General features: G+C 46.0%; 22 protein-coding genes, 1 tRNA gene and 2 pseudogenes. 17 read left to right on the top strand and 8 right to left on the bottom strand.

Annotated elements, in window-relative coordinates:
- The first annotated feature begins 275 nt into the window (after positions 1-275).
- From lptF to CLR69_RS13820, 5 genes are all read left to right on the top strand, one after another.
- Positions 276-1,391: an LPS export ABC transporter permease LptF gene (lptF, locus tag CLR69_RS13840; RefSeq protein WP_129713479.1), complete on the top strand. Its 1,116-nt coding sequence runs from the start codon at positions 276-278 to the stop codon at positions 1,389-1,391.
- Positions 1,391-2,467 (top strand): LPS export ABC transporter permease LptG, encoded by a 1,077-nt coding sequence (gene lptG, locus CLR69_RS13835; protein WP_129702619.1) that lies wholly within the window; start codon positions 1,391-1,393, stop codon positions 2,465-2,467. Before lptF ends, lptG begins: the two co-directional genes overlap by 1 nt.
- A gap of 216 nt (positions 2,468-2,683) precedes the next feature.
- A tRNA-Leu gene (locus tag CLR69_RS13830) sits at positions 2,684-2,768 on the top strand.
- 220 nt (positions 2,769-2,988) lie between these two features.
- Positions 2,989-4,242 carry a tyrosine-type recombinase/integrase gene (locus tag CLR69_RS13825; RefSeq protein ID WP_129713478.1) on the top strand — a complete coding sequence of 418 codons (1,254 nt, stop codon included), beginning with the start codon at positions 2,989-2,991 and terminating at the stop codon, positions 4,240-4,242.
- A gap of 83 nt (positions 4,243-4,325) precedes the next feature.
- A complete protein-coding gene (locus CLR69_RS13820; protein ID WP_129713477.1) occupies positions 4,326-5,558 on the top strand; it encodes a hypothetical protein in 1,233 nt (410 codons plus the stop codon).
- A 208-nt stretch (positions 5,559-5,766) separates the two neighbouring features.
- Here CLR69_RS13820 and CLR69_RS13810 read toward each other — a convergent pair whose 3' ends face one another.
- The 8 genes and pseudogenes from CLR69_RS13810 to CLR69_RS13780 form a co-directional block, all read right to left on the bottom strand.
- Positions 5,767-6,051, bottom strand: a complete 285-nt coding sequence (locus CLR69_RS13810; protein WP_005971242.1) for a helix-turn-helix domain-containing protein — start codon at positions 6,049-6,051, stop codon at positions 5,767-5,769.
- The gene (locus CLR69_RS13805) at positions 6,041-6,361 is read right to left on the bottom strand and encodes a type II toxin-antitoxin system RelE/ParE family toxin (RefSeq protein ID WP_005971241.1); all 321 of its coding nucleotides are present in this window, start codon (positions 6,359-6,361) and stop codon (positions 6,041-6,043) included. The genes CLR69_RS13810 and CLR69_RS13805 overlap by 11 nt, the downstream gene beginning before the upstream one ends.
- Before the next feature lie 285 nt (positions 6,362-6,646).
- On the bottom strand, positions 6,647-7,735 hold the full coding sequence (locus CLR69_RS23200; protein ID WP_242451642.1) for a helicase RepA family protein: 1,089 nt from the start codon (positions 7,733-7,735) through the stop codon (positions 6,647-6,649).
- A gap of 63 nt (positions 7,736-7,798) precedes the next feature.
- A pseudogene (locus CLR69_RS23195) lies at positions 7,799-8,683 on the bottom strand (primase-helicase zinc-binding domain-containing protein); the annotation flags it as partial.
- Complete coding sequence (locus tag CLR69_RS13795; RefSeq protein ID WP_129713475.1) at positions 8,676-9,212, bottom strand: ash family protein; 537 nt, start codon at positions 9,210-9,212, stop codon at positions 8,676-8,678. The gene CLR69_RS13795 and the pseudogene CLR69_RS23195, both read right to left, overlap by 8 nt.
- Positions 9,209-9,409 carry a helix-turn-helix transcriptional regulator gene (locus CLR69_RS13790; protein WP_129713474.1) on the bottom strand — a complete coding sequence of 67 codons (201 nt, stop codon included), beginning with the start codon at positions 9,407-9,409 and terminating at the stop codon, positions 9,209-9,211. Before CLR69_RS13790 ends, CLR69_RS13795 begins: the two co-directional genes overlap by 4 nt.
- Before the next feature lie 2 nt (positions 9,410-9,411).
- Complete coding sequence (locus CLR69_RS13785) at positions 9,412-10,290, bottom strand: integrase domain-containing protein (RefSeq protein ID WP_129713473.1); 879 nt, start codon at positions 10,288-10,290, stop codon at positions 9,412-9,414.
- 546 nt (positions 10,291-10,836) lie between these two features.
- The gene (locus tag CLR69_RS13780) at positions 10,837-11,088 is read right to left on the bottom strand and encodes a hypothetical protein (protein ID WP_129713472.1); all 252 of its coding nucleotides are present in this window, start codon (positions 11,086-11,088) and stop codon (positions 10,837-10,839) included.
- A 215-nt stretch (positions 11,089-11,303) separates the two neighbouring features.
- Here CLR69_RS13780 and CLR69_RS13775 point away from each other — a divergent pair, with 215 nt between their 5' ends.
- The 12 genes and pseudogenes from CLR69_RS13775 to CLR69_RS13720 all read left to right on the top strand — a co-directional run bounded on the left by CLR69_RS13775 (position 11,304) and on the right by CLR69_RS13720 (position 21,768).
- Positions 11,304-11,663, top strand: coding sequence for a type II toxin-antitoxin system RelE/ParE family toxin (locus tag CLR69_RS13775; protein WP_039547931.1), 360 nt, complete (start codon positions 11,304-11,306; stop codon positions 11,661-11,663).
- A complete protein-coding gene (locus CLR69_RS13770) occupies positions 11,647-11,970 on the top strand; it encodes a helix-turn-helix domain-containing protein (protein WP_039510456.1) in 324 nt (107 codons plus the stop codon). Before CLR69_RS13775 ends, CLR69_RS13770 begins: the two co-directional genes overlap by 17 nt.
- 368 nt (positions 11,971-12,338) lie before the next feature.
- On the top strand, positions 12,339-15,524 hold the full coding sequence (locus CLR69_RS13765) for an HD domain-containing protein (RefSeq protein WP_129713471.1): 3,186 nt from the start codon (positions 12,339-12,341) through the stop codon (positions 15,522-15,524).
- A 1-nt stretch (position 15,525) separates the two neighbouring features.
- Entirely contained in the window at positions 15,526-16,029 is a 504-nt protein-coding gene (locus CLR69_RS13760; RefSeq protein WP_129713470.1) for an SLATT domain-containing protein, read from the top strand.
- A gap of 608 nt (positions 16,030-16,637) precedes the next feature.
- Positions 16,638-16,733: pseudogene (locus CLR69_RS13755) on the top strand (DUF4942 domain-containing protein); the annotation flags it as partial.
- A gap of 109 nt (positions 16,734-16,842) precedes the next feature.
- On the top strand, positions 16,843-17,091 hold the full coding sequence (locus tag CLR69_RS13750; protein WP_129713469.1) for a CopG family ribbon-helix-helix protein: 249 nt from the start codon (positions 16,843-16,845) through the stop codon (positions 17,089-17,091).
- Positions 17,092-17,094: 3 nt separating this feature from the next.
- Positions 17,095-17,370, top strand: a complete 276-nt coding sequence (locus CLR69_RS13745) for a type II toxin-antitoxin system RelE/ParE family toxin (protein ID WP_129713468.1) — start codon at positions 17,095-17,097, stop codon at positions 17,368-17,370.
- Between the two features lie 47 nt (positions 17,371-17,417).
- Complete coding sequence (locus CLR69_RS13740; protein WP_129713467.1) at positions 17,418-17,930, top strand: P-loop nucleotide/nucleoside kinase family protein; 513 nt, start codon at positions 17,418-17,420, stop codon at positions 17,928-17,930.
- Positions 17,931-18,269: 339 nt separating this feature from the next.
- Positions 18,270-18,647: a phospholipase D-like domain-containing protein gene (locus tag CLR69_RS13735; RefSeq protein ID WP_242451608.1), complete on the top strand. Its 378-nt coding sequence runs from the start codon at positions 18,270-18,272 to the stop codon at positions 18,645-18,647.
- Positions 18,648-18,789: 142 nt separating this feature from the next.
- Positions 18,790-19,218, top strand: a complete 429-nt coding sequence (locus tag CLR69_RS13730) for a GNAT family N-acetyltransferase (RefSeq protein WP_129713465.1) — start codon at positions 18,790-18,792, stop codon at positions 19,216-19,218.
- 90 nt (positions 19,219-19,308) lie between these two features.
- Complete coding sequence (locus tag CLR69_RS13725; protein ID WP_129713464.1) at positions 19,309-20,430, top strand: ribosomal protein uL16 3-hydroxylase; 1,122 nt, start codon at positions 19,309-19,311, stop codon at positions 20,428-20,430.
- A gap of 177 nt (positions 20,431-20,607) precedes the next feature.
- Positions 20,608-21,768, top strand: coding sequence for a lipase family protein (locus tag CLR69_RS13720; protein WP_129713463.1), 1,161 nt, complete (start codon positions 20,608-20,610; stop codon positions 21,766-21,768).
- Positions 21,769-21,772 lie beyond the last annotated feature (4 nt).

Genomic DNA, 21,772 nt, shown 5'->3' with positions numbered 1-21,772 from the left:
CCTGAATCTTAAAGACAAAGGCGGGGGCAACGGCTAGAATGTGACACTCCGTAATACTTTCCCGCCGTTGCGTTAACATAACCTGTGTTAATCTTAACGACGTAACGAGCCTGTTTTGGTGACTATAAGCAGGTTCTGATACAACAGTTCAAACGCAGTGTGTTGTAATACCGTTTTAGCTATGAGGGCTGCCAAAAATGAGTATAAATGGCGCGTTAGCGAAGAAACTATCGATTTTCCTGCAAAAAGACAAGTTTTCACAGGCGTAATTAAGCGTGATCATCATTCGATATCTGGTACGGGAAACCTTTAAGAGCCAACTGGCGATCCTTTTCATTCTGTTACTGATTTTCTTTTGCCAGAAATTAGTACGGATACTGGGCGCCGCTGTTGATGGTGAAATCCCGACAAATTTGGTTATCTCCCTGTTGGGATTAGGTGTGCCAGAGATGGTGCAGCTCATCCTGCCATTAAGTCTGTTTCTTGGCGTATTGATGACGTTTGGTCGCCTCTATTCAGAAAGCGAGATCACCGTCATGCACGCCTGTGGGCTGGGCAAACGCGTCTTGCTGAAAGCCGCGCTGGTCTTGGCTGTGTTCACTGCTATCATCGCAACCATTAACGTCATGTGGCTCAGTCCGTGGTCGTCCCGACATCAGGAAGAAGTACTGGCGGAGGCGAAGGCAAACCCCGGTATGGCGGCTCTGGTAGAGGGGCAGTTCCAGTCTGCACAGGGCGGAAACTCGGTGCTGTTTGTCGGTAATGTCAAAGGATCGGAGTTTCAGCACGTCTTTCTGGCACAGTTACGCCCCAGCGGTAACGCCCGGCCTTCCGTCGTTGTGGCCGATCGCGGTCATATCACGCAAAATGAAGACGGTGCTCAGGTCGTGACCTTGGATAACGGATCGCGTTACGAAGGCACAGCATTGTTGCGAGACTTCCGTATTACTAATTTCACCAACTATCAGGCCGTGATTGGTCACCAGGCCGTGACGCTAAATAATAGTGACGTGCAGCAAATGGATATGCGAACCCTCTGGGGTTCTGATGCGCACGATGCGCGCGCAGAGTTACACTGGCGGCTAACGCTGATTATTTCGGTGATGATCATGGCGTTGATGGTGGTGCCGCTGAGTGTGGTGAACCCACGTCAGGGCAGGGTGCTGAGCATGCTGCCTGCGATGCTGCTGTATCTGATTTTCTTCCTGCTGCAAAGTTCGCTGCGTTCTAACGCCAGTAAAGGCAAAATCGATCCGATGGTGTGGGTCTGGTTGACCAACCTGATGTACTTCGGTATCGCGGTCATGCTTAACCTATGGGATACCGTGCCGATGCGCAAAATGCGCGCCCGCTTGAAGCCTGGTACGCTTAAAACACAAGGAGCGGTCTGATGTTTGGTGTATTAGACCGCTATATCGGTAAAACGATTTTTACCACTATCATGACGACGCTGTTCATGCTGGTGTCGCTCTCTGGCATCATCAAGTTTGTCGACCAGTTGCGTAAAGTCGGGCAGGGTGAATATTCTGCGCTGGGCGCGGGGCTCTACACGCTGCTCAGCGTACCTAAAGATATTGAGATTTTCTTTCCGATGGCGGCGCTACTCGGGGCGTTGCTTGGGCTGGGCCAGCTTGCGACCCGCAGTGAACTGGTAGTGATGCAGGCTTCTGGTTTTACCCGTTTACAGATTGCGACTGCCGTGATGAAAACGGCGATCCCGCTGGTGTTGCTGACAATGGCGATTGGCGAGTGGGTTTCTCCGCAAGGGGAGCAGATGGCCCGTAACTATCGTTCTCAGATGATCTCCGGCGGATCGATGATCTCGACGCAGGGCGGACTGTGGGCAAAAGACGGCAATGACTTTATCTATATCGAACGGGTAGCGGGCGATAAAGAGCTGTCTGGCGTCAACATCTACCACTTCGACGATCAGAACAAGCTGCTATCCGTACGCTATGCGGCCTCCGCCGAGTTTGAGGATGACAGAAATGTCTGGAGACTCTCGCAGGTTGATGAATCCGATTTGAGCGATGGCAAACAGATTGGTGGTAGCCAGACGCTCAGCGGCGAATGGAAAACCAACCTGACGCCGGACAAGCTGGGCGTGGTAGCGCTGGAGCCTGACGCGTTATCAATCCGTGGGCTACATAATTACGCCAAATACCTGAAGCAAAGCGGACAGGAATCGAATCGCTACCAGCTGAATATGTGGAGCAAAATCTTTGCGCCAGTCTCGGTGGCGGTCATGATGCTCATGGCGGTCTCGTTCATTTTCGGCCCGTTGCGCAGTGTATCGGCGGGGTCACGCATCGTGATAGGTATCAGCTTCGGTTTCCTATTCTATCTGCTGAATGAGATTTTCCGTCCGCTCAGCCTGGTTTACGGCATCCCACCTATCCTGGGCGCTATCTTGCCTAGCTCGGTGTTCTTGTTCATCAGTGTGGCACTCCTGCTGAAACGCCGATAGAACTCAACGAGTCTTAAAAAGCGCCGGATGGAGTAATCCTCGGCGCTTTTTTGTTGTTCGTGACAACGTTCATATCACACAACATTGAATGCAAAATGGCCGTAACGCGTTGCTAAAGATGATTTTTTCAGCACTTAACCGATCACTGAGTGGATTAACGTTGCGCGTGGGCCGTCAAACGGTATAATGCACCCGTTTTCCGCATACTACTTCTGTGCCGAAGTGGCGAAATCGGTAGACGCAGTTGATTCAAAATCAACCGTAGAAATACGTGCCGGTTCGAGTCCGGCCTTCGGCACCATAGTATGAAAATCAAGTCACCTCAGGGTGGCTTTTTTTATGTCCAAAATCGTCCAGTAATGTCCATATCTATCTGTAAAATAAAGATTTTAATTTCATTTCCATCTCCGCTATTTTGTCTGTTTTCTCCACAGTGGTCTTTCTTCGTCCATTGACATCCAGATGATTTGGGGGTCAAGATGAGGGTCAATTCACTTCGATTATGAGTTGACCCCCAAATTATGGCGCTGACCGACGTTGTTGCCCGTACCGCCAAGCCCCGCGAGAAAGCCTATAAGCTCGCGGACGCGCATGGCCTGTATCTTTTGGTGAGTCCTAACGGCTCTAAGCGCTGGTATCTCAAATATCGCTTTGAAGGTAAGGAAAGCCGGATTGCATTCGGTGCCTATCCGCTGATCTCGCTGGCGAAGGCCAGAGAGAAGCGTGATGAGATACGATTGCTGCTGTTGGAGGGTATCCACCCAACGGAAAAGCGTGAAGAAGAGAAAGAGCAGGCGCAAGAGGCGTTGAATACTTTTGCGAAGGTCGCGCAGGACTGGCACCGGAACATTAGCCAAAACCGCTGGTCAGAAACACACGCCGGACGGGTATGGCGCGATATGGAACGAAATCTCCTGCCTGCTATCGGGCATCGTCATATTGCTGACCTGAAAACTAAAGACCTTCTGGAGCCGCTGAAAGTCGTCGAACAGAACGGTCATCTTGATTTGGCGTCACGGCTGCGCCAGCGCGTCACCGATATTATGCGCTACGCGGTGCAAAACGATCTGATAGAGCGCAACCCCGCGCAAGACCTCTCCGGGGCGATAGCCGCACCAAAAGCCACCCATCGACCAGCGTTGAAGCTGAACAAGCTGCAGGATTTTCTGGCACGGATAGAACGCCACAAAGGGCGGGCGTTAACCAGACTGGCGTTAAAACTCACGCTGTGCGTTTTTATCCGTTCCAGCGAGCTACGTTTTGCCCGCTGGCCGGAAATCGATTTTAAACGCGCTATGTGGACGATACCGGCTGAACGTGAAGCCATCCCTGGTGTGAAGCACTCACAGCGCGGTGCAAAGATGCGCTCTGAACATCTGGTGCCATTATCCCGACAGGCTTTAGCGCTGCTGGAAGAGATTAAGGCTATCAGCGGCGCTCATGAACTGATCTTCCCCGGCGATCGTCGGCCAACCAAACCGATGAGTGAAAACACCGTCAACAACGCATTACGAACCATGGGCTATGACACTACTACAGAGATTTGCGGGCATGGGTTTCGCACCATGGCCTGTAGCGCACTGGTAGAATCCGGTCAGTGGTCACGGGATGCGGTAGAGCGCCAGATGAGTCATCAGGAACGCAACGGCGTCCGTGCTGCCTATATCCACAAAGCGGAACATCTGGATGAACGCAGGCTGATGCTGCAATGGTGGGCGGATTATCTGGATGCCAATCGGGATGAGTATGTGGTGCCGTATGAGTTCAAGAAGTGATGTATTGATATACTCCATTATTATGGTATTTAATCATTTCATTGATTTTAAATAGATTGTTAGCCTTGTTCAGAGAGATATATATGGAAGGAATCAAAGAGAGCGAGTTAACCTCTTTTTTTAATAATGCTAAAAAATGTTTTCTTTATGCACTGAAAGTTTCACCAATATGCATCCTACTCTCCATAATTGTTGTTTGGGGATATTTAGGGCATTTTTCACGTCTTGACCTATTGATTGGTACTATTGATAATAAAACAACACTTCTTTCAATATTTGGCTCATTTATATTCATTTCTGTATTAATGTCATTTGTATTTGTACTTCCAAGTTTTAATCTAATGCTTTTTTCATCTTTTGTTAATGAAAGCTATATTGCTAATACAAAAAAGATGCCATATATTACTTTGATAATGATAATATCTATGTTGGTTTCTATTTTGATATTATCATCGGATGGTTTTTATGAATTTTCTAAAAAGTATGTATACATAGGGAAAATTTTATTATATATAGATGAACCATTTCGTTCTTTACTCATATCTTTTATTGTTTCTACAATTTTTACTGTGTTTCCATTTAAAGTAAAAAACACTCACGCCTATCGCGATAGCGGATTTAAAAAGTTTATTAAAATAACTGGCTCTATTATTGCCACCTTGTTTATATGCTTTTTAGCCTCAATATCAATAAGTTTGTCTATTTCTTTGCTTTTGATGAATATGGATGGGCATACTTTTTATGGGTTTGTTTATGCTTTCTTTTTTTTATCGTTTTACTCAGTGTTATCATTATTTCCAGCAATGATCTTTTATTCAAGAAATTTTTCGTTTAATAATAATGGGGTTTTTAATTTTGAAGTGGCAAAAGAAACGATTTTTTCTGTGTTAGCCTCATTATTTTTGGTTTTTTTCTTTTGGCCTAATGGCTTTTTATTTATTAGCTCGAATACATTAAGTACAATCGGAGTGTTAGATAAAAGAACTCATTATTACCATGTTACATCTGATAAGTACTATAAAGAATTATTTCCTAATTCAATATGGGATACGAAATCTTTAAAAGATAGAAATGATTTCTTCATTAAGGCTGTTAATATGTTCTCGCTTGATGGGAAAAATCTAATTTGCCCTGAATATGTAGAGAGTCTGAGAAGAAAAACATTGATTTCAAGTTTCGATCATTTCCCTCCAAAGCAAGATAAAAACCTTACTGAAAATTTTAAATCTATGGCAAAAGGTTGTGTAGTTCTTAGTAGTGACGAATTTAAACAGTGGGATACTATTATGAATGCGGAAGGAAAATTTAAAATTTGAGACATATTATCCACCACGCCAGCCCCTTTTTTGGGAGGGGCTGGCGCTCATTTTTCTTATGTGGATGATTTTCCAGCTACTCATCATACCTAAGTATCATTTCCGCCAGATCGTTTTCCACCTTATAGAAGTAGCAAGCCGGAACCTGTAGTACTGATGCTAACCGGCAAACCAGTGCAAAATCCGGCTTATAAATACCGCGCGAATCTTAACCCAGTGACAGCTTAAGCTGCATACCGCAAGCAGCAGCATACCGTTGTAAGGTTGAGATACTCGCACTGGAAACATTTCTCTCAAGGCGGCTCACCGCAGGTTGGCTTACACCCATGCGAGCGGCAATTTCTGTACTTGTCAGACCTGACTTGGACTTCATTTCGATCAGAACAGCGCGAAGCGCTTCTTCTTGAGTTTCGTCCTCATACGCTTTTTTAACTTCAGGATTAGAAAGCGCTTTCGCTTTAACTTCAGAGAAGTTGATACCTTTAACTGCCATCTTTCAATTCCTCCCATCTTGACTTTGCCAGCGCTATTTCAGCTTTCGGGGTCTTAGGGGTTTTCTTTACGAATGTCCTTAAAATATAGATCTTACGTCCTTTTGCGTAAGCAAAAAACGTTCTGCTTATGTCTTTTCTACCAACCCGTAGCTCAAATAACCCACCTTCGATGATGTCCGTATCTGGATATCTTAGCTCGGGCCCTTTAGCTTCAAGTTTTTCAAGCCCTTTAAGCGCTTTTGCCTGCATAACAGGTTCGAGGTCATAAATTTCGCTTGCAGCTTCGGGGTGAAAAATCAATTCATACATGTCAGTCCCCTTATTAACGGGGAATATAACTCATAAGTTATAATAACTCAAATGTTATATTTAGCGTGTATCGGCAGAGTAAAACATTAGCAAACCATCCCCCACTTTTCCCCCACTGACTCAGGGATCACGGCTTCCCCCACCTTATTTTCACCACTCTGTTAAAAATTTTTATTTATTATTGAGTTAAGTCATTCCCCCACTTCGCACCTATATATGCGTGGGAAGTGGGGGAAAATGCCGGATAGAAGGACTTCTTATCCGTTCGCCCCCACTTTCCCCCGTTTAATCCCCCACCTTATTCCGTTGCGATAGCGGCGTAATCCGCTCCCCCTCAAAGGCGATCAGGCCATCCTTTTCCAGCTTGTCCAGCCAGCGGGTGAACTTCTTGTTCACATCAAAGCCCATTGCCCGCATGTCATCCCGCACTAATGAACGGGTACAGCCTTCACCGTTGGCCGTGCGTGAGCGAATAGTCTGCCAGAGGGCAAAATGGTTTTCCGTCAGCCGTGGAATACCGGCTAAATCGGGATCGCTGGCAGCCTCATCTTCTCTGACTTCACGGCCTTCATCGTTCAGCACCAGTGAGGTGATCTGGTCGCCATCATCGTCCACGTACAGATCGACGCTATTCAGATCATAGGCGCGACGCGGCGGCTCTTCCGCATCCTTCATCTTGGTGCAACTGAGGATCAACGCGCCGCCTTCACCTTCACGCCTGACGTTAAATTCCACGTCCAGCGCAGCACGGAAGGCGCTGGAGCCGCGAGCCCCTTTGTCCTGATCTTTACCGGAATGATGGATAATCAGCACCGTGGCCTGTGTTGCCGCTTTAATCGCGTCACATCCCTGAATGAATGCGCCCATGTCTTTAGCCGCATTCTCATCCGAACCGCCAAAACAGCGGGCGAGCGTATCCAGAATAATCAGACGAACCGGCATACCGGAGGTGACGTTCACATCGCGGGCGGCACGTATCACCTGTTGTACGCTCTCCGGGCTGGCCGGAAAAATCGGGCAATCGACGCGATAAAGCGCATCAATCGGGCTACCGCCGTTAAGCGCCTGCTCCCATGCCCGGATACGGCGGGGAACGCCGATCCCACCTTCGCCGACGACATAAATCACCGCACCCTGTGTCACTGGCTTGCCTGCCCACGGTTTGCCAGTGGCGATGTGGCATCCCCACGATACCGCCAGAAACGACTTATACGAGCCGCTGGCACCGTAAGCACTGGCGACGGACGAACTCGGCAGATAGCCTTTAATCAGGTAGTCCTGCCGCGTATCAAAACCGTCAGAGCCTTTGCGCAGGGGTAATGCGGTGTTGAATGCCGGTATAGCGGAATCGGTGCGGACTAAAGGTGTATACATCGTGTCGGGCTGATAGCGTTGTTTGTTGAACGCGGATTTGGTGGCCTCAAGCCCATATTGCTGACGGTAATCATCCCAGTCACAGAGCATTGTGGTGGGCGGTAACGACACCCAGCCGTCCACCGCGAGCGCGGCTTTTTCAGCCTGTTCTTTACCGATATTGGTTGAACCATCAGCATGCAGGTCATGATCGCCCGCCAGAATAATAGTGGCATCGGGATACCAGCCACGCAGCGCTTGGGCGACGTTTATCAGGTTATTGGCCGACACCGCCGCAACCACCGCCGCCGTAGTGATCTGGCTGATGGTCAGGCCGGTGGCGTACCCTTCAGTGATCACGATGGTGTCCGGCTCTTTCGGGTAATGCACGGCGATGAAAGCGCCTTTCAATTGTGAACCGGGCAGCAGGCGTTTTTCTCCGTTGTCGTTGATCAACTGTGCGCCGATCAGTTCACCGGAAACGCGATGCAATTTCAGCAGCAGGCTTCCCTCATCAAACAACACGCCGCCGATGCGCATTTTTTGCTGTGCGGTCAGGCGGGCATGGACGATAGAGAACCCTTTGGCTTTCAGGTAAGCGCTTTCGCCGTTCCTTGAATGGGTCAGCATCTGCTTGATTTTATCGGCCAGCGGCGGGCGCTCAGCAGCTTTTTCCCTGGCTGGCGCAGTTGAGGCAGGGAGCGTCAGCGCGGCCACCTGTTTTGCGGCATCTGACAGGTCGCAGTTTTTCACCCGTGCGACCAGATCAAGGCCATCGCCATGACCGCATTGACTGCAAAACCACGTTCCCCGTCCTTCTTTGTCATCAAAGCGGAAGCGATCTTTGCCACCGCAGGCAGGACAAGCACCATGTTTACCGCCAGAAGGCACCGGAATAGCCAGCGCGGACAGAATGGCACGCCAGCGGTGGCGAGACTGTGCGGTAATGTCTGAAACGAATTTACTCATCGTCAGCCACCTCCGCTTGCAACGCGTCATTCAACTGGTTCAGACGCTCCCACAGGATAAAGATCAGCAGCTCTTTCGCGAGCGCGTTGTCGAGTTCAATGATGGCGTAGGCCAGCGCCCGACAGTGATCGACGAGTTCTTCTAACGTCAGGGGAGTGGTGTCATACATGATGTACCCCCGCAGAAAAAAAGAAAGATTGCGGGTAAAGAAAGGGAAGGATCGTAGCCATAAGGCAGCCTCCGTGGTAAGCAGGGTATCACTACCACCTGAGACGCCAACCTCGATGGTGGTAGCCCAGACGGGGTTGGCGTAACCGGTTACCACGTAGCCCGGCGCTCCTTGCGGAGCCCCCGCCTGAGCCACCATTGACAGGTATGCGCAGGCATCGCCTAATAAAAGACACGTAATAAATCCGTGTCTTTTAGGCAACGTGGTAAGTGTCGGAACGCCAATTCCGGCTGCGGATTTTGCCGCAGCGTCAGCAGTATATCGTAAATTGCCTGCCAGAAAAAAATAACAATGCATCATGGTTTGACCTCCCCGCGCTGGCTGATACGTGCCGCGATCCAGTCATTCACCTCACTTTCCACCCACGCTACCGAGCGGGCGCCGATTTTGACCGTCTGAGGAAATTCCCCCTGCTTCATCAACAGGTAAATCCATGATTTCTTAAGGCCAGTCTTTTTCATCACACCCGATAAGCGAATCAACGTGTTATCTTTCATGTTCAATCCTCCTTCCTGGTGTAAACCCGCTCGACATAGCGCCCCCGACCATCGCCGTGGCCGAGATCCATAGAGGTTAATGCCCTAGCTTCACTGCGGGAAAAGCCCTGTGACAGGTAATAACGCATGGCATCCTGCGCCCATGCGTAGCGCAGGCTGTGCGGGGAATAGTGGCCGGTCAGCCCTAAGCGGGTGGTCTGTGTACGCCAGAAGTTCATGGCGGTTTTCAGGTCGGGTTTATCGATCAACCTGCCGTTACGCGCTTCGGCCACCTTTAGCGCTTCGTTTACTGCCCGTTGAATCGCTTCGCGATCGATAATCCGGGTTTCGCGTGGCCTGCCGCCTTTGGTGCCAAATACCACGGTCAGCGTTTGTTGGTGACGCTCAAGCTGCTTTTCCCACGTTTTCAGCGAACTGGCGCATTGCACCGCTTCCTGAGAACGCAGCCCCAGCAATCGGGCAAGCTGAAGTGCGCAGGCCAGTCCTTTATCATGCTGTTGCGCCGCAAGCAGAACGGCCTGATAGCGTTCGTCCGGGATAGCGAATTTTGTCCCGGCACGGCTTGCCCCGCTCAGCCCCAGCGCGTTATTGGTCAGGCGATCAGAAACGGCGAGCTTTTCCCGTCCTCCCTGCTTAAACACCGTGCGCAGCGCTGCCATTTCGTTGTGTAGGGTACGAAGGGCAATCCGCTGTGACAGGCGTTCGGCGACATAACTTTCGATATGTCTGGCCTTGAGATACTGAACGTCATGCACCTGAATATTCAGCGCCAGCAGGTGACGGCACAGCCTGTCCATGATGCGAATACGATCATGAACCGTCTTGTAGCTCCCGCCAGCCTGTTTCGCCAGCGTGGTCATTTCACGACTTAATTTACTCATGCAACTTACCTCTCATAATTCAACTGGATGCTTTTCTCTGGCGCATGGGAAAGGGCAGAAACAATCGCGATTGACCTGCCTTGAACGATACCTGTGCGCCAGAGCGGACAGCCGTTGAGGTCTTGGGAGGTGTCGGTGATGCACTCGGTGCGGCCGCCTGCGGTTGCAGGATTTCCTCTCAGGCCGTTAGGCCTGCCTCGGTATCGGTTCAATCTCCTGTAAAAAAAGCGATCAGTCCGGCACAAACGGGTGTGTCAGATTCATGACGCTGTGGGTGAGGTGCATGTCTCAGGGGCTGATAGGGTCTTCGGCTGCGGCGTCACTTTCATCCGTTGACACGGAAAAAGTGACGCCAGTGCAGACGTTGCAGGCAGGCGCGTAGCAGATGCCTGACGGCATAGCAACGCGCAGCCAGCACGTTCACACGCGCAGACGCAAATCATTGAGACGAGTAAAATCGAAATCGCGTGATAACGCGAACTTACGAGGATAAGCGCTGTTTAAGCCGCCTATGAAGTGAAATCACCACAACGATAAACGTTGCAGCTACGGCCAGTCTCCTACGGTATGGAAGCCGCTCTCTGGCTGGGTATAGTAAGCCCACGGCAATGTTGGGCTTGAAGTAAAGTAGTCAAAACGGACCTTCATCACCACGCTCGCAACGGCGTTCAAACTACCTGGTGATATCTGCTTCCAAAGGCTGGCAGATTTACCACACACAACTGAGCGTGTTCTTCCTTGCAGGCTACGGAAGTGTTTGTGGTCGCCCGAAGGCGTCAGTCTCAGACCACGCTCCATTCCTTATGACTTTGGCAATGTGACCGCCCGAAGGCGTTTCTCACAGGTCACTCGTATCATCCCGATACTGGAAACATTGGTGGCTGTCATCGACAGCAGGTTTTCACGGTCAAAAATACGACAGAGTTTTGCAAGTTTCAAGCACTTTAACTCAGCCAGAAAAGAGAGTAATCTAGCACTTAGTGCTATAGTTAAGGTTACAGGATGTCAGCCTGATGCGTGTATTCAAAACCAAATGGTTCACTAAGGCGGCTAAATCCCACGCCATCAAGGATAGCGAGTTATGTGAAGCTATTGAGGCAGTGATGCAAGGGAAAGCCGACGATCTCGGCGGCGGCGTTTATAAGAAACGGCTGAACCAGAATCGCGATCGCGCGATCATACTGGCGAAAGGTGGACAGCACTGGTTTTACACGTTCCTGTATGCCAAGCAGGATATGGCGAATATCGATAATCGCGAACTGGCCGGATTCCGCGAGTTGGCGAAGCACTACGCAACCCTTGCCGATGAAAAGATTACGGCACTGATTAAGAGTAAAGAACTGGTGGAGATTTGCCATGACCGCAAAAAGTAAATTCAAGAGTCCTGCATTTGAGGCTATCCATAGCGCGGCTTCTGGATTATTCAGCGTCGATGCTATCCCACAGGAAACGATGCGCAACTTTGACAAGGCGTGCCTCAACAGCGTGGATGATCTTCAACCCCTTGAGATTAAGGCACTGCGTGAGAAGCTAAACGTCAGCCAGCCTGTTTTCGCCCGCTACCTTAACACCAGTGTTTCAACAGTACAGAAATGGGAAAGCGGCGTAAAACGCCCTAGTGGATTGTCGCTGAAACTGCTTACCGTGGTGCAGAAGCATGGTTTGAAGGTGCTAGTTTGATTGCATGGTATTAATTTGTCTTGAGACGAATATTTTAGAGGTGGATATTTCACATATACCGGTAGATAACTTATTCCATAAATACCATCAATATACTTAATTATCTTTTTAATTATTCCGTATATGTTTTTTTACCACATTTTAGACGTAACTAATCTGTTGCATTTTGATTGACTAAAATTTAAGTTCTATTTCACTATCATTAAAAATAAATATTTTATAAATCCTTGTGGAAAAAATATTTTTGTGTATATTAAATAACTATAGCGAAAATGGTTTGTTATTAGACTAATGGATTTTATAAATCAGTTTTTTGCTGTTTTATACTGGAAGAGTAATCACATAAATCATTAATTGGGTTTTAGAGTATGAGAAATATAAAAATAACAAAATTTTACATGGATAAACTCTCTAATACAGAAGAGCTATTACTTGTTCAGCAATACCTTTCTACTTTTGATGAATGGTATTATTTAAATGACTGTGTTTTTTTTCGAGAATATACAGATCATGGTGTGAGTCATATAAATGAAGTTTTGTCGACGGTAGAGAAATTGTTAACGAAGGAAAGTAAAGATAACTTCTCATCGGCAGATTGTGCTTTGTTAATTTGTAGTACATTGCTTCATGATTTTGCAATGCACCTACAGGAAGAAAGCTTTGTTAAATTAGTGGATTCTAAATCTTCACCTGTTGGTTCTGATGATTTTGGTGATAAAAGTTGGAATTGTTTATGGAAAGAATATGTTTCCGAAATTCATAGATTACCTGAAAATGAAAGAATGAATCTTTTTGGTTTATTGGATCCAATCTCCCCCCCTGATTTAGGTGACATCGAAAATTGGAAAGCCTCTCAATATCGCTATATCGGTGAATTCATTCGTAGATACCATCCTAGATTAGCGTATGAGATAACTCGAAATGGAATACCAGGAGCTAAAGGAAAATTGCCAATTGACCAAATAAGGGAGGATGATCCTAATTATCGGTTATCTATGCTTTCAGGAGTTATAGCTCGTAGTCATGGCATGAAACTGCGTGACACATTTCATATCTTAGAACGAGATTACCATCTAAGAGTTTTTGAACCAAATAGCCATCCTATTTATGTTATGGTCCTTCTAAGGATCGCTGATTATGTGCAACTTCAGAGCTCCCGAGCTCCGGGGCGTTTACTCAAAATTAAGAGACTTAAGAGCCCTTTAAGTCAATCGGAATGGGGATTACATGATGCAATTCAAGGGGTATCTTTTGACGCAGAGCCAGACCCTGAAGTGTTAAGGATACAAGTAGATCCAAGAAAGTCTGATATAGTATCATATTTAAAAACCAAAAGATTATTAGCCAATATTCAATATGAGTTAGATAGCTCTTGGGCCGTACTCGGTGAAGTGTATGGACGTTTTCCTAACGAAAACTGGGGAATGACAATTCGAAGGATTCGTAGTAATACTGAAAACCAAAATAGTTTTGGTCGTGCCGCTGGATTTATTCCTGAAGAAGTTAAATTTACCTCTGCAAACACTGAGCTTACTAAGTTACTTATTAAACCATTATATGGAGACTATCCAGAGATTGCAGTCCGAGAATTGATACAGAATGCTATTGATGCATGCAGAGAACGAGCATTCTTTGAGAATGTTAGGGATGAGAATGACCTTGATAAGTACTATGTCAAAGTTGAGTTAATTAATAACTCTGATGGTACTAGCACTCTCCGGGTATCAGATACTGGGATTGGCATGACACTGGACGTATTAAAAAATTACTTTCTCAAAGCGGGTTCTTCTTTTAGGACTTCACTTGCTTGGAAGAAGCAATTTGCAAATGATAGATCTAAATCAGAAGTTCTAAGAACTGGACGTTTTGGCGTTGGTGCGCTTGCTGCTTTCCTTATAGCTGATGATCCTAGTGAAATTCACTTGACAGTTCATTCTCGTCATGTCAATGCTAAACCTGCAGAGGCAGTCAGCTTTGATACCACTTTATCTGATGCACCTATATCAGTTTATTTTAAAGAAAAATCTGAAATAGGTACTTCAATCTCTGTTACGACAGCATCCCCTCCGTTCTTCATGCGTACGAAGGAAAGTGAAGAAAAAGAAGGTGAGTCATGGGATTGGTATTGCCTTGATTGGCCGAGGGTGGAGCGAAGTCTATCTACTGGTAAAGTATTACCACAAAAGTATAGAATCCCTTCAAAATCTGTAGAAAAACAGAGTAATAATTTCCGGCCAAACTTTATTGAAGTTAAAGGGTTTGATAGTGTCTGCTGGTATTTCGGAGAAGGCCACCAAGTTGTTTGCAACGGAATAAGAGTGATTAAAAAGGAAAAATATCGAAATAGTCTACCAAATTTATTTGAAGCCAAAACAATACTAGGTCCTCAAATTTTGAATTTCCCAAATATATCTGTTATGGACAAAGATGGTATTTTTCCGTTGACGTTAGATCGCTTGAGATTAGATTTTGATCAAATACCTTTTATGAGAGAGTTAAGAGAGGATGTCCTTTTTTCTTTTGTTTCTGGCTTAGCTGTATCAGCCCCAAATGCTATTAGCGAAAACTCATTTAATCTGGCAGAAGAAAATTTAGGTTTAATTCTAAAAAAATTTGAGGGGATGGATAGAACTTCTATTGCTTGGGTGATCCTAAATGGTAGGATATCGCCTTTTTCTAATCGATCTATAAATCAATTAAAAGGCAAACGTATTATCGAACTTTACTCAACTGAGGACTTGGGTTTTGTAAAGTCACCTGAGGAATGTGCACTTATTTTAACTAAAAAAAGTATCTTTGGAAGTATAAGAAATGTTACTAACTCAAGCAAATATCTATATTTCCTATCAGATAGTCATGCAAGAGAAAGACTTGATCGTTTAGTTGGCACAGTTCAACGTGGAGTAGAGTTTGAGAAATATCACTATGATGATCATATGATTTCTATTTCAGAGGTTAATAAAATCAGAAAAGAATTTCATGAATATATCCAGAGAGTCATGAAAATTACCAACTATAATAAAGCATATTTTGATATGACGCTTCAAATTTTCGATAAATCAAGTATTGTTTCTAAAGATGAATATAATTCTAATATACGTCTGATACTTCGTAATATTTACGAAAATTTTGGTCGGCATCAATCTTTAGGTGAGTTATTTTCTAGTTTTGAGAAAAAGTTACGGTACTCTTATTTAGATGACAGAGATGGTCGAATAATGCTGGATGTTGTTACTGCAATAACGGATGCAGTTCCAAGATTGAAAGAAATTAAGAGTAAAGATTTTCTTCCCATTGATTGCCCTGTTTATTGGGATGAAATTGAAAAAAATCTGAACCAGAATAATGAAGATTGGTTTATGGGTAGCTGGATATTGAAAGATGATGTGAATTTAGATGCTGGGTTTATCGGAGATGCTTGGTATTCACTATTTGGTAGAGATTTTATTCCTCTATCCAGTGCTGAACGAGATCATTTTTTTGATACAATAAATTCTAGTCCTGCAACAAAAAAACACTTGAGTAGATGGCTAAGGGAATTAAGGGTAAATTAATATGAATAAATTGAGTAGCATTGAAGATAATATTAATCATTTTCGTTTAAGAGCGCATCGTAAAGCAAGAGCGCATTATCTCTTTTCTAAATCCCTTTCAAATAGGCATGTTTGGTTTGGTATTTCAATTATTTTTATAACAACACTTATCGGAAGCGGTGTGGTTTTGGATATCTCAAAATCTTCAAGCCACTTTACACCTCAGTTATTAGGTTTCTTGTCACTTGTAGCTGCTATCCTTTCGTCGTTTCAAACATTTTTTGGTTTTGAAAGTCAATCTGTTAAACATAAGTCCACTGCTAGTCAATACAATGTATTGTACCGAAAGATGAGTTTATTGCATACTAAGTATCTGTCTGGGGAATATAACAATCAATTGATAATGATAGAGGTTGAATCTATCCAAAAGGATTGGGCTGAAATAGAACTAAAGGCTTTAGATGTACCAGATAGATTATATGATAAAGCTAAGAAAGAACAAGTTTCAGATGATGAAGGAGTTTAGTTTCATCTGAAAACATTTAAGGAATTTCATTTTAGTTAGCTCGTGAGATTTTTTTTCATAGAAATTATTAAATCTTTAGATTACACAAAGCAACGATAGCTAGAGCTATCGTTGCTTTGTGTCTTGCAATGTTAATTGTCTATTGTAATTATTAGTATATTTCGTTAGAAACGAGAAGTTATCTTTTTATCATCAGGGTGATCACCTTCCACTATAAATATTTCTCATGCCGACCTAACATCTGCCGTAAAAATTGAAAATAGCGTTGTATCAAACGAATTGGGGTCAACTTAGTGGTCAATACTAAAAATTGCGGAATTATATTTATTTGAAATCATATAAATATAGTCATTTTCGAGTCCGGCCTTCGCACCATTAGTATGAAAATTAAGTCACCTCAGGGTGGCTTTTTTTTATGCCTAAAATCCAGTATTTATCCCCCTTTCCCGCTATATATTAACTCTCTCAGGGTCAACCGATTTCAACGTACATCTACCAACAGTTGTTGGTACAGATGATGGTATTTCCGGTTCGATAATGCATATACCAACAGGGAGGGCCTAAACATGGCGCTTACAGTATCGCTTTGGCGGCAAACAGAAGATGCTGGCACCGGGCATCTCACCTTTAAACGCCCTGACTTGATCGATCAGATGAACGACATTATCGCCAAACACTATCCGGGGATGTTGGCGGCGAGGTGAGCGCATGATGTAGTAGGGATGCTGATGTGGTACCTGTCACAGGTAGTGACGCTAATAGAATCATGCTATTTTAATAAGTGTTATTAACTTTTATTAAAAGGTGATGCTCATGGGACAACCCGCGAAACATACGATCAGTGCTCAGATACCCGCTGAGCTTGCGGCTGCGGTTGAAAGCCTGGCTATTGAATTGGATAGATCCAAAAGCTGGGTGATTAAAGAAGCGCTGACCGCAATGATTGAAGAGAGAGAGCGGCGGCATCAGCGGATTTTGAAAGGTCTTGCTGATGTCGATGCGGGAAGAGTAGTAAGCCATGCAGATGTGATCGACTTCGCCAACAAACTGAAACAGTCATAATCAATGGAAATACGTTGGACGCAAAAGGCACAGGATGGCTTGGAACGTATTTATGGGTTTGCCAGCCGGTACAGTCGGCCTCATGCTGACGAGGTGTTAGATCGCTTGATCATCGGAACCACGGGGCTTTCTGACCATCCGAGAATCGGCGTATCTCAGACAAGATATGAACCACGCGAGGTGAGAAAGATTTTGTTTGATGATTATGAAGTTCACTATGAGATTCAGCACGATACTATCTATATCGTCGATCTTTGGCATACACGAGAAGATCGCTGAATTTCATTGTTATATCTAGGCCTGCTTGTAGTCATATAAGGACGCTCATGTTAATCATTTTTGGTGGGTTACCGGGAACTGGGAAATCAACTATTGCTCGTTTATTGGCAACCAGACTGAATGCGGTCTGGCTGCGTATCGACTCTATCGAACAATCACTGATTCGGTCAGAAAAAATCACAATGTCTGATATGGGGCCTGCCGGATATCTGGTCGCGTATGCTATCGCTGCGGACAATCTTAAGTTAGGAAACAACGTCATTGCCGATTCGGTAAATCCTCTCGCCATTACTCGGCAGGCATGGCGAGATGTGGCTTCAGAAAGTGCAGCACCTGCGTTGGAAATTGAAATTACCTGTTCCGATAAAGCGCAGCATAAGGAGAGGGTTGAACATCGCAGCGCAGATATTGCTGGGCATGTACTGCCCGACTGGCAGAAAGTCGTCACTCGCCAATATGAAGCTTGGTTATCCACTGATATCACCCTAGATACTTCAGTGTTAACGCCAGAACAAGCCGTAGAGGTTATTCTTCAGCATATTGAATCACGCAGATTCTGACTCTCAGGCTATGGTGTACTTTGTGCGAGTCAGGCCTTGCAGTAGTATGAAATTAAATCACCTTAGGGTGGCTTTTTTTATGTCCGTAATCGTCCGGTAACTTTAATATCTATCTGTAAAATAAAATTTTAATTTACTCTCTGCTGTTTTGTCTGTTTTGTCTGTTTTGTCTGTTTTGTCCACAGTGGTCTTTCTTCGTCCATTGACATCCAGAGGATTAGGGGGCGGATATAAATTCACCGTTTGTCAGATTTGCTATCCTTCTTATCTGGGAGATCGCTTCCCTCATCTCTGCCGTAAAAAGTCATGGTTGTTTCCCCCTGGATATCACTGAAACGGATGGAGCAGACCGGTTTTCTGAGTTCAATGGCTGAGGCTCGTCAGCGCGGTGTTGATATTCTTGTCGTGACCGATCGGGACTTTAATACTGAACATCATGATTGTGATGTTGAGAATGAAAAGAAAATCAAATTGTCTAAAACGCTTGCGCATCTTCAATCAAGCGGTATTAAGACCAGATTGGTGAATCGCGTGCACAGCAAAATTGTTATTGGCGATGATAATTTGTTGTGTGTAGGTTCTTTTAACTGGTTTAGTGCATCTCGGGATAATTGGAATGTTCGCTATGATACGTCTCTGGTTTATCGGGGAAAGAATCTTACACCGGAAATCGAGACTATAAAGAGTTGCCTACAGCAACGTTTGATTCAGTCTTAACGTTTTCTCTCTGGATGTCTAAACCGAAAAAATACGGTTTAGACATCTTATTCGTTGAGGCTAATTTTTGTGGTGAATAAAAAATAATATTTATTATATTCATATTGTTAAATTTTATAATTTCTATTCTTCTGGAGGACTCGTGGAATTAATCGTGACGCACGACATTACCGATAACGATCGGGATGCGCTTTTTGCTGGCCTTAGAAGCTACAACCGTCAATTTATTAGCCCTGCATCTTTTGGGCAATTGGGTATTTTTCACCGAAATAGCGCCGGAGTGATGACGGGCGGGCTGATTGCAATGCGTAAAGGGTTGTGGCTGTGTATTGATTATTTGTGGGTAGGAGAAGAATCCAGAGGCCTGAAGCTCGGCAGCGCTTTAGTGAGAGAAGCGGAACAGGAAGCGATTCGTCTTGGGTGCCGCCATGCGCTTGTGGATACGTTTAGTTTTCAGGCACTTCCCTTCTATGAAAAGCAAGGTTATCAGCTACAAATGTCTTTACCTGATTTTCCTGAGGAAGGCATGTTAAGGCATTATCTAATAAAGAAAAACATGCAGGCTGCATGATAGTTATCCGCTCATTGACCAATGACAAGGTAGGCCAGACATTACCCTCTTTATAATCACGCCCGTCTCTCTTCTCACTGGTGTGAACGCATGGCTTACCAACTTAATCTTAATTGGCCCGAATTCTTAGAAAAATACTGGCAAAAACAACCTGTTGTATTGAAGAATGCTTTTCCGAATTTTGTCGATCCGATTACGCCAGATGAGTTGGCTGGTCTGGCGATGGAGGCGGAGGTCGATAGCCGTTTAGTCAGCTATAAAAATGGTCAGTGGCAGGCCAGCAACGGGCCGTTTGAGCATTTTGATAATCTGGGTGAAACCGGTTGGTCACTGCTGGCTCAGGCGGTGAATCACTGGCATGCGCCGTCTGCTGAACTCGTGCGCCCGTTCCGCGTGTTGCCAGACTGGCGTTTAGATGACCTGATGATCTCCTTTTCCGTACCGGGCGGCGGTGTTGGCCCACATATCGATCAGTACGATGTCTTCATCATTCAGGGGATGGGCAGCCGCCGTTGGCGCGTGGGCGATAAATTGCCGATGCGTCAGTTCTGCCCGCATCCTGCTCTGCTACATGTTGATCCGTTCCCGCCTATCATTGATGAAGATCTTGAACCGGGCGACATTCTCTATATCCCGCCAGGTTTCCCGCACGATGGTTTTACGCATGAAACCGCGCTCAACTATTCCGTGGGGTTCCGTGGTCCGAATGGTAGAGACTTAATCAGCAGCTTTGCTGACTACGTGCTGGAAAACGATCTCGGCGGTGAACATTATAGTGACCCTGATTTGACCTGTCGGGAGCATCCAGGGCGGGTTGAAGACTATGAATTTGACCGTCTGCGCGAGATGATGATCGATGTGATTAATCAGCCGGAAGCGCTGAAACAGTGGTTTGGTCGCTTTGTGACGACGCCACGCCACGAGTTGGATATCGCTCCGGCGGAGCCGCCTTACGAGCAGGACGAGATTGTGGGCGCACTGATGGACGGCGACGTGTTGACGCGTCTGAGTGGGCTGCGGATGCTGCAAGTTGGTGGTAGCTACTTCATCAACAACGAACGGCTTGATACTGTCGATCCGAAAGCGGCAGATGCGTTGTGTCGTTACACCGTTATCGGTAAAAAAGAGCTGGGTGAGGCGCTGGAGAATCCGGCTTTTGTGGCTGAATTAACCGGGCTGGTTAATCAGGGTTACTGGTTCTTCGACGAATAATATCCTTCTCCGTTGCGGCCTCCGAGAGCATCATTGCATGATGTGGCTTGAGGCCGCGTCTTAGTCGATGAATGTTTTGCTATTGCTAGCAATTGGTTATTTATTGAATTAATTGGTAATGGAGAGTTGAGCTATCTTCTAGGGGCGTGTGAAATTCAATCACCCTGGAGAGATGCCATGTTCTATTTTCCTCAGATACTGCGAAAACTCCTGACGTTATTTTTCATTATATCCATTGGTATGACCCCTCTGTTTTCTACGGCGGAAACGACGTCTCCTGGCTCGTTGATAGGAAAAACGACGCTAGATGCGAAAAATGGCTTACGGGAGGCGGCGGAGCAGTACCTGATCCGGTATCGCTCTCTGAGCGGTGTGGATGGGAAAAGTCCGCGTGAAGACACTGGTGTCGTTTTCATCCCGAAAGGCGAAACGCCAAAAGGGGGCTGGCCCGTCGTGGTATGGGCGCATGGGACGGTAGGCGTGCAGACAACCTGTGCACCTTCTCTTAACCCGCGTTCAGCGCGTGATGCGCAGTATCTAAATACGTGGCTGTCGCTGGGTTTTGCCATTGTGGCCCCGGACTATGCGGGGCTTGGATCTTCGGGGTTGCACCACTATCTCAATGCGCGAGCAGAAGCCTGGAGCGTGTTGGACGGCGTGAAAGCCGCACTTGGCGCATTCCCGCTACGCAATCAGTTGACCATGGTGGGGCAATCGCAAGGGGCACATGCGGCCTTTGCCAGTGTGGGCTATCAGCCTGAGTATGCGCCGGATCTGCATATTGTCTCAACCGTGTTGACCGGTATCCCTTATTTTGATGACAAGACCTCTGCGGCGGCGCTTTTTGCTGGTGGCGGTGGGGTGAAAGAGGGAGGCGATCCGAAAATTCCCTATGCGATGTATATTTATCTGTCCGCCGCCGATACAAAACAAGGGCTGAACATTGATGATTATTTCACGCCGAAAGCCGCTGCGGATGTGTCCGCTGCGCGTGAAATGTGTATCGATGCGTTAACGAAAAAGGTCATGGATGATGGCCTGAATGCGGGCAATAGTCTGAAGCCTGCCACACAAGGATTGCTGGACAGCCAAACCGCAAGTTTGCGTTATAACACCCTGAAAATTGCTCATCCGGTATTTATTGGTACAGGGACGAAGGATATTGATGTACCCGCTATCATGCAGCGCGTATTCGCTCGTGATGTGGCTAAAGCCGGAACGCGGGTTGATGTGCATGAATATAAGGGGATGGACCATGATGAAACCGTTAACGTTTCACTGCGTGATTCTGTCCCTTTCGTACTGAAAAATTTGCACGCTGACACGATAAAGCACTAAGCGA

This window comes from Pectobacterium zantedeschiae (genome assembly GCF_004137795.1).
Lineage (GTDB): Bacteria > Pseudomonadota > Gammaproteobacteria > Enterobacterales > Enterobacteriaceae > Pectobacterium > Pectobacterium zantedeschiae.
This window is presented reverse-complemented; position numbering and strand designations above follow the sequence as displayed.

Bases quoted from the DNA above. Each gene is read 5' to 3' on its own strand.
- CLR69_RS13780 (WP_129713472.1), bottom strand. From the start codon at position 11,088: ATGGAGCGTGGTCTGAGACTGACGCCTTCGGGCGACCACAAACACTTC.
- CLR69_RS13740 (WP_129713467.1), top strand. From the start codon at position 17,418: ATGTTAATCATTTTTGGTGGGTTACCGGGAACTGGGAAATCAACTATT.
- CLR69_RS13825 (WP_129713478.1), top strand. From the start codon at position 2,989: ATGGCGCTGACCGACGTTGTTGCCCGTACCGCCAAGCCCCGCGAGAAA.
- CLR69_RS13745 (WP_129713468.1), top strand. From the start codon at position 17,095: ATGGAAATACGTTGGACGCAAAAGGCACAGGATGGCTTGGAACGTATT.
- CLR69_RS13760 (WP_129713470.1), top strand. From the start codon at position 15,526: ATGAATAAATTGAGTAGCATTGAAGATAATATTAATCATTTTCGTTTA.
- CLR69_RS13820 (WP_129713477.1), top strand. From the start codon at position 4,326: ATGGAAGGAATCAAAGAGAGCGAGTTAACCTCTTTTTTTAATAATGCT.
- CLR69_RS13725 (WP_129713464.1), top strand. From the start codon at position 19,309: ATGGCTTACCAACTTAATCTTAATTGGCCCGAATTCTTAGAAAAATAC.
- CLR69_RS13750 (WP_129713469.1), top strand. From the start codon at position 16,843: ATGGGACAACCCGCGAAACATACGATCAGTGCTCAGATACCCGCTGAG.
- CLR69_RS13720 (WP_129713463.1), top strand. From the start codon at position 20,608: ATGTTCTATTTTCCTCAGATACTGCGAAAACTCCTGACGTTATTTTTC.
- CLR69_RS13805 (WP_005971241.1), bottom strand. From the start codon at position 6,361: ATGTATGAATTGATTTTTCACCCCGAAGCTGCAAGCGAAATTTATGAC.
- CLR69_RS23200 (WP_242451642.1), bottom strand. From the start codon at position 7,735: ATGTATACACCTTTAGTCCGCACCGATTCCGCTATACCGGCATTCAAC.
- CLR69_RS13785 (WP_129713473.1), bottom strand. From the start codon at position 10,290: ATGAGTAAATTAAGTCGTGAAATGACCACGCTGGCGAAACAGGCTGGC.
- lptG (WP_129702619.1), top strand. From the start codon at position 1,391: ATGTTTGGTGTATTAGACCGCTATATCGGTAAAACGATTTTTACCACT.
- CLR69_RS13770 (WP_039510456.1), top strand. From the start codon at position 11,647: ATGACCGCAAAAAGTAAATTCAAGAGTCCTGCATTTGAGGCTATCCAT.
- CLR69_RS13790 (WP_129713474.1), bottom strand. From the start codon at position 9,409: ATGAAAGATAACACGTTGATTCGCTTATCGGGTGTGATGAAAAAGACT.
- CLR69_RS13795 (WP_129713475.1), bottom strand. From the start codon at position 9,212: ATGATGCATTGTTATTTTTTTCTGGCAGGCAATTTACGATATACTGCT.
- CLR69_RS13775 (WP_039547931.1), top strand. From the start codon at position 11,304: ATGCGTGTATTCAAAACCAAATGGTTCACTAAGGCGGCTAAATCCCAC.
- CLR69_RS13810 (WP_005971242.1), bottom strand. From the start codon at position 6,051: ATGGCAGTTAAAGGTATCAACTTCTCTGAAGTTAAAGCGAAAGCGCTT.
- CLR69_RS13765 (WP_129713471.1), top strand. From the start codon at position 12,339: ATGAGAAATATAAAAATAACAAAATTTTACATGGATAAACTCTCTAAT.
- CLR69_RS13735 (WP_242451608.1), top strand. From the start codon at position 18,270: ATGGAGCAGACCGGTTTTCTGAGTTCAATGGCTGAGGCTCGTCAGCGC.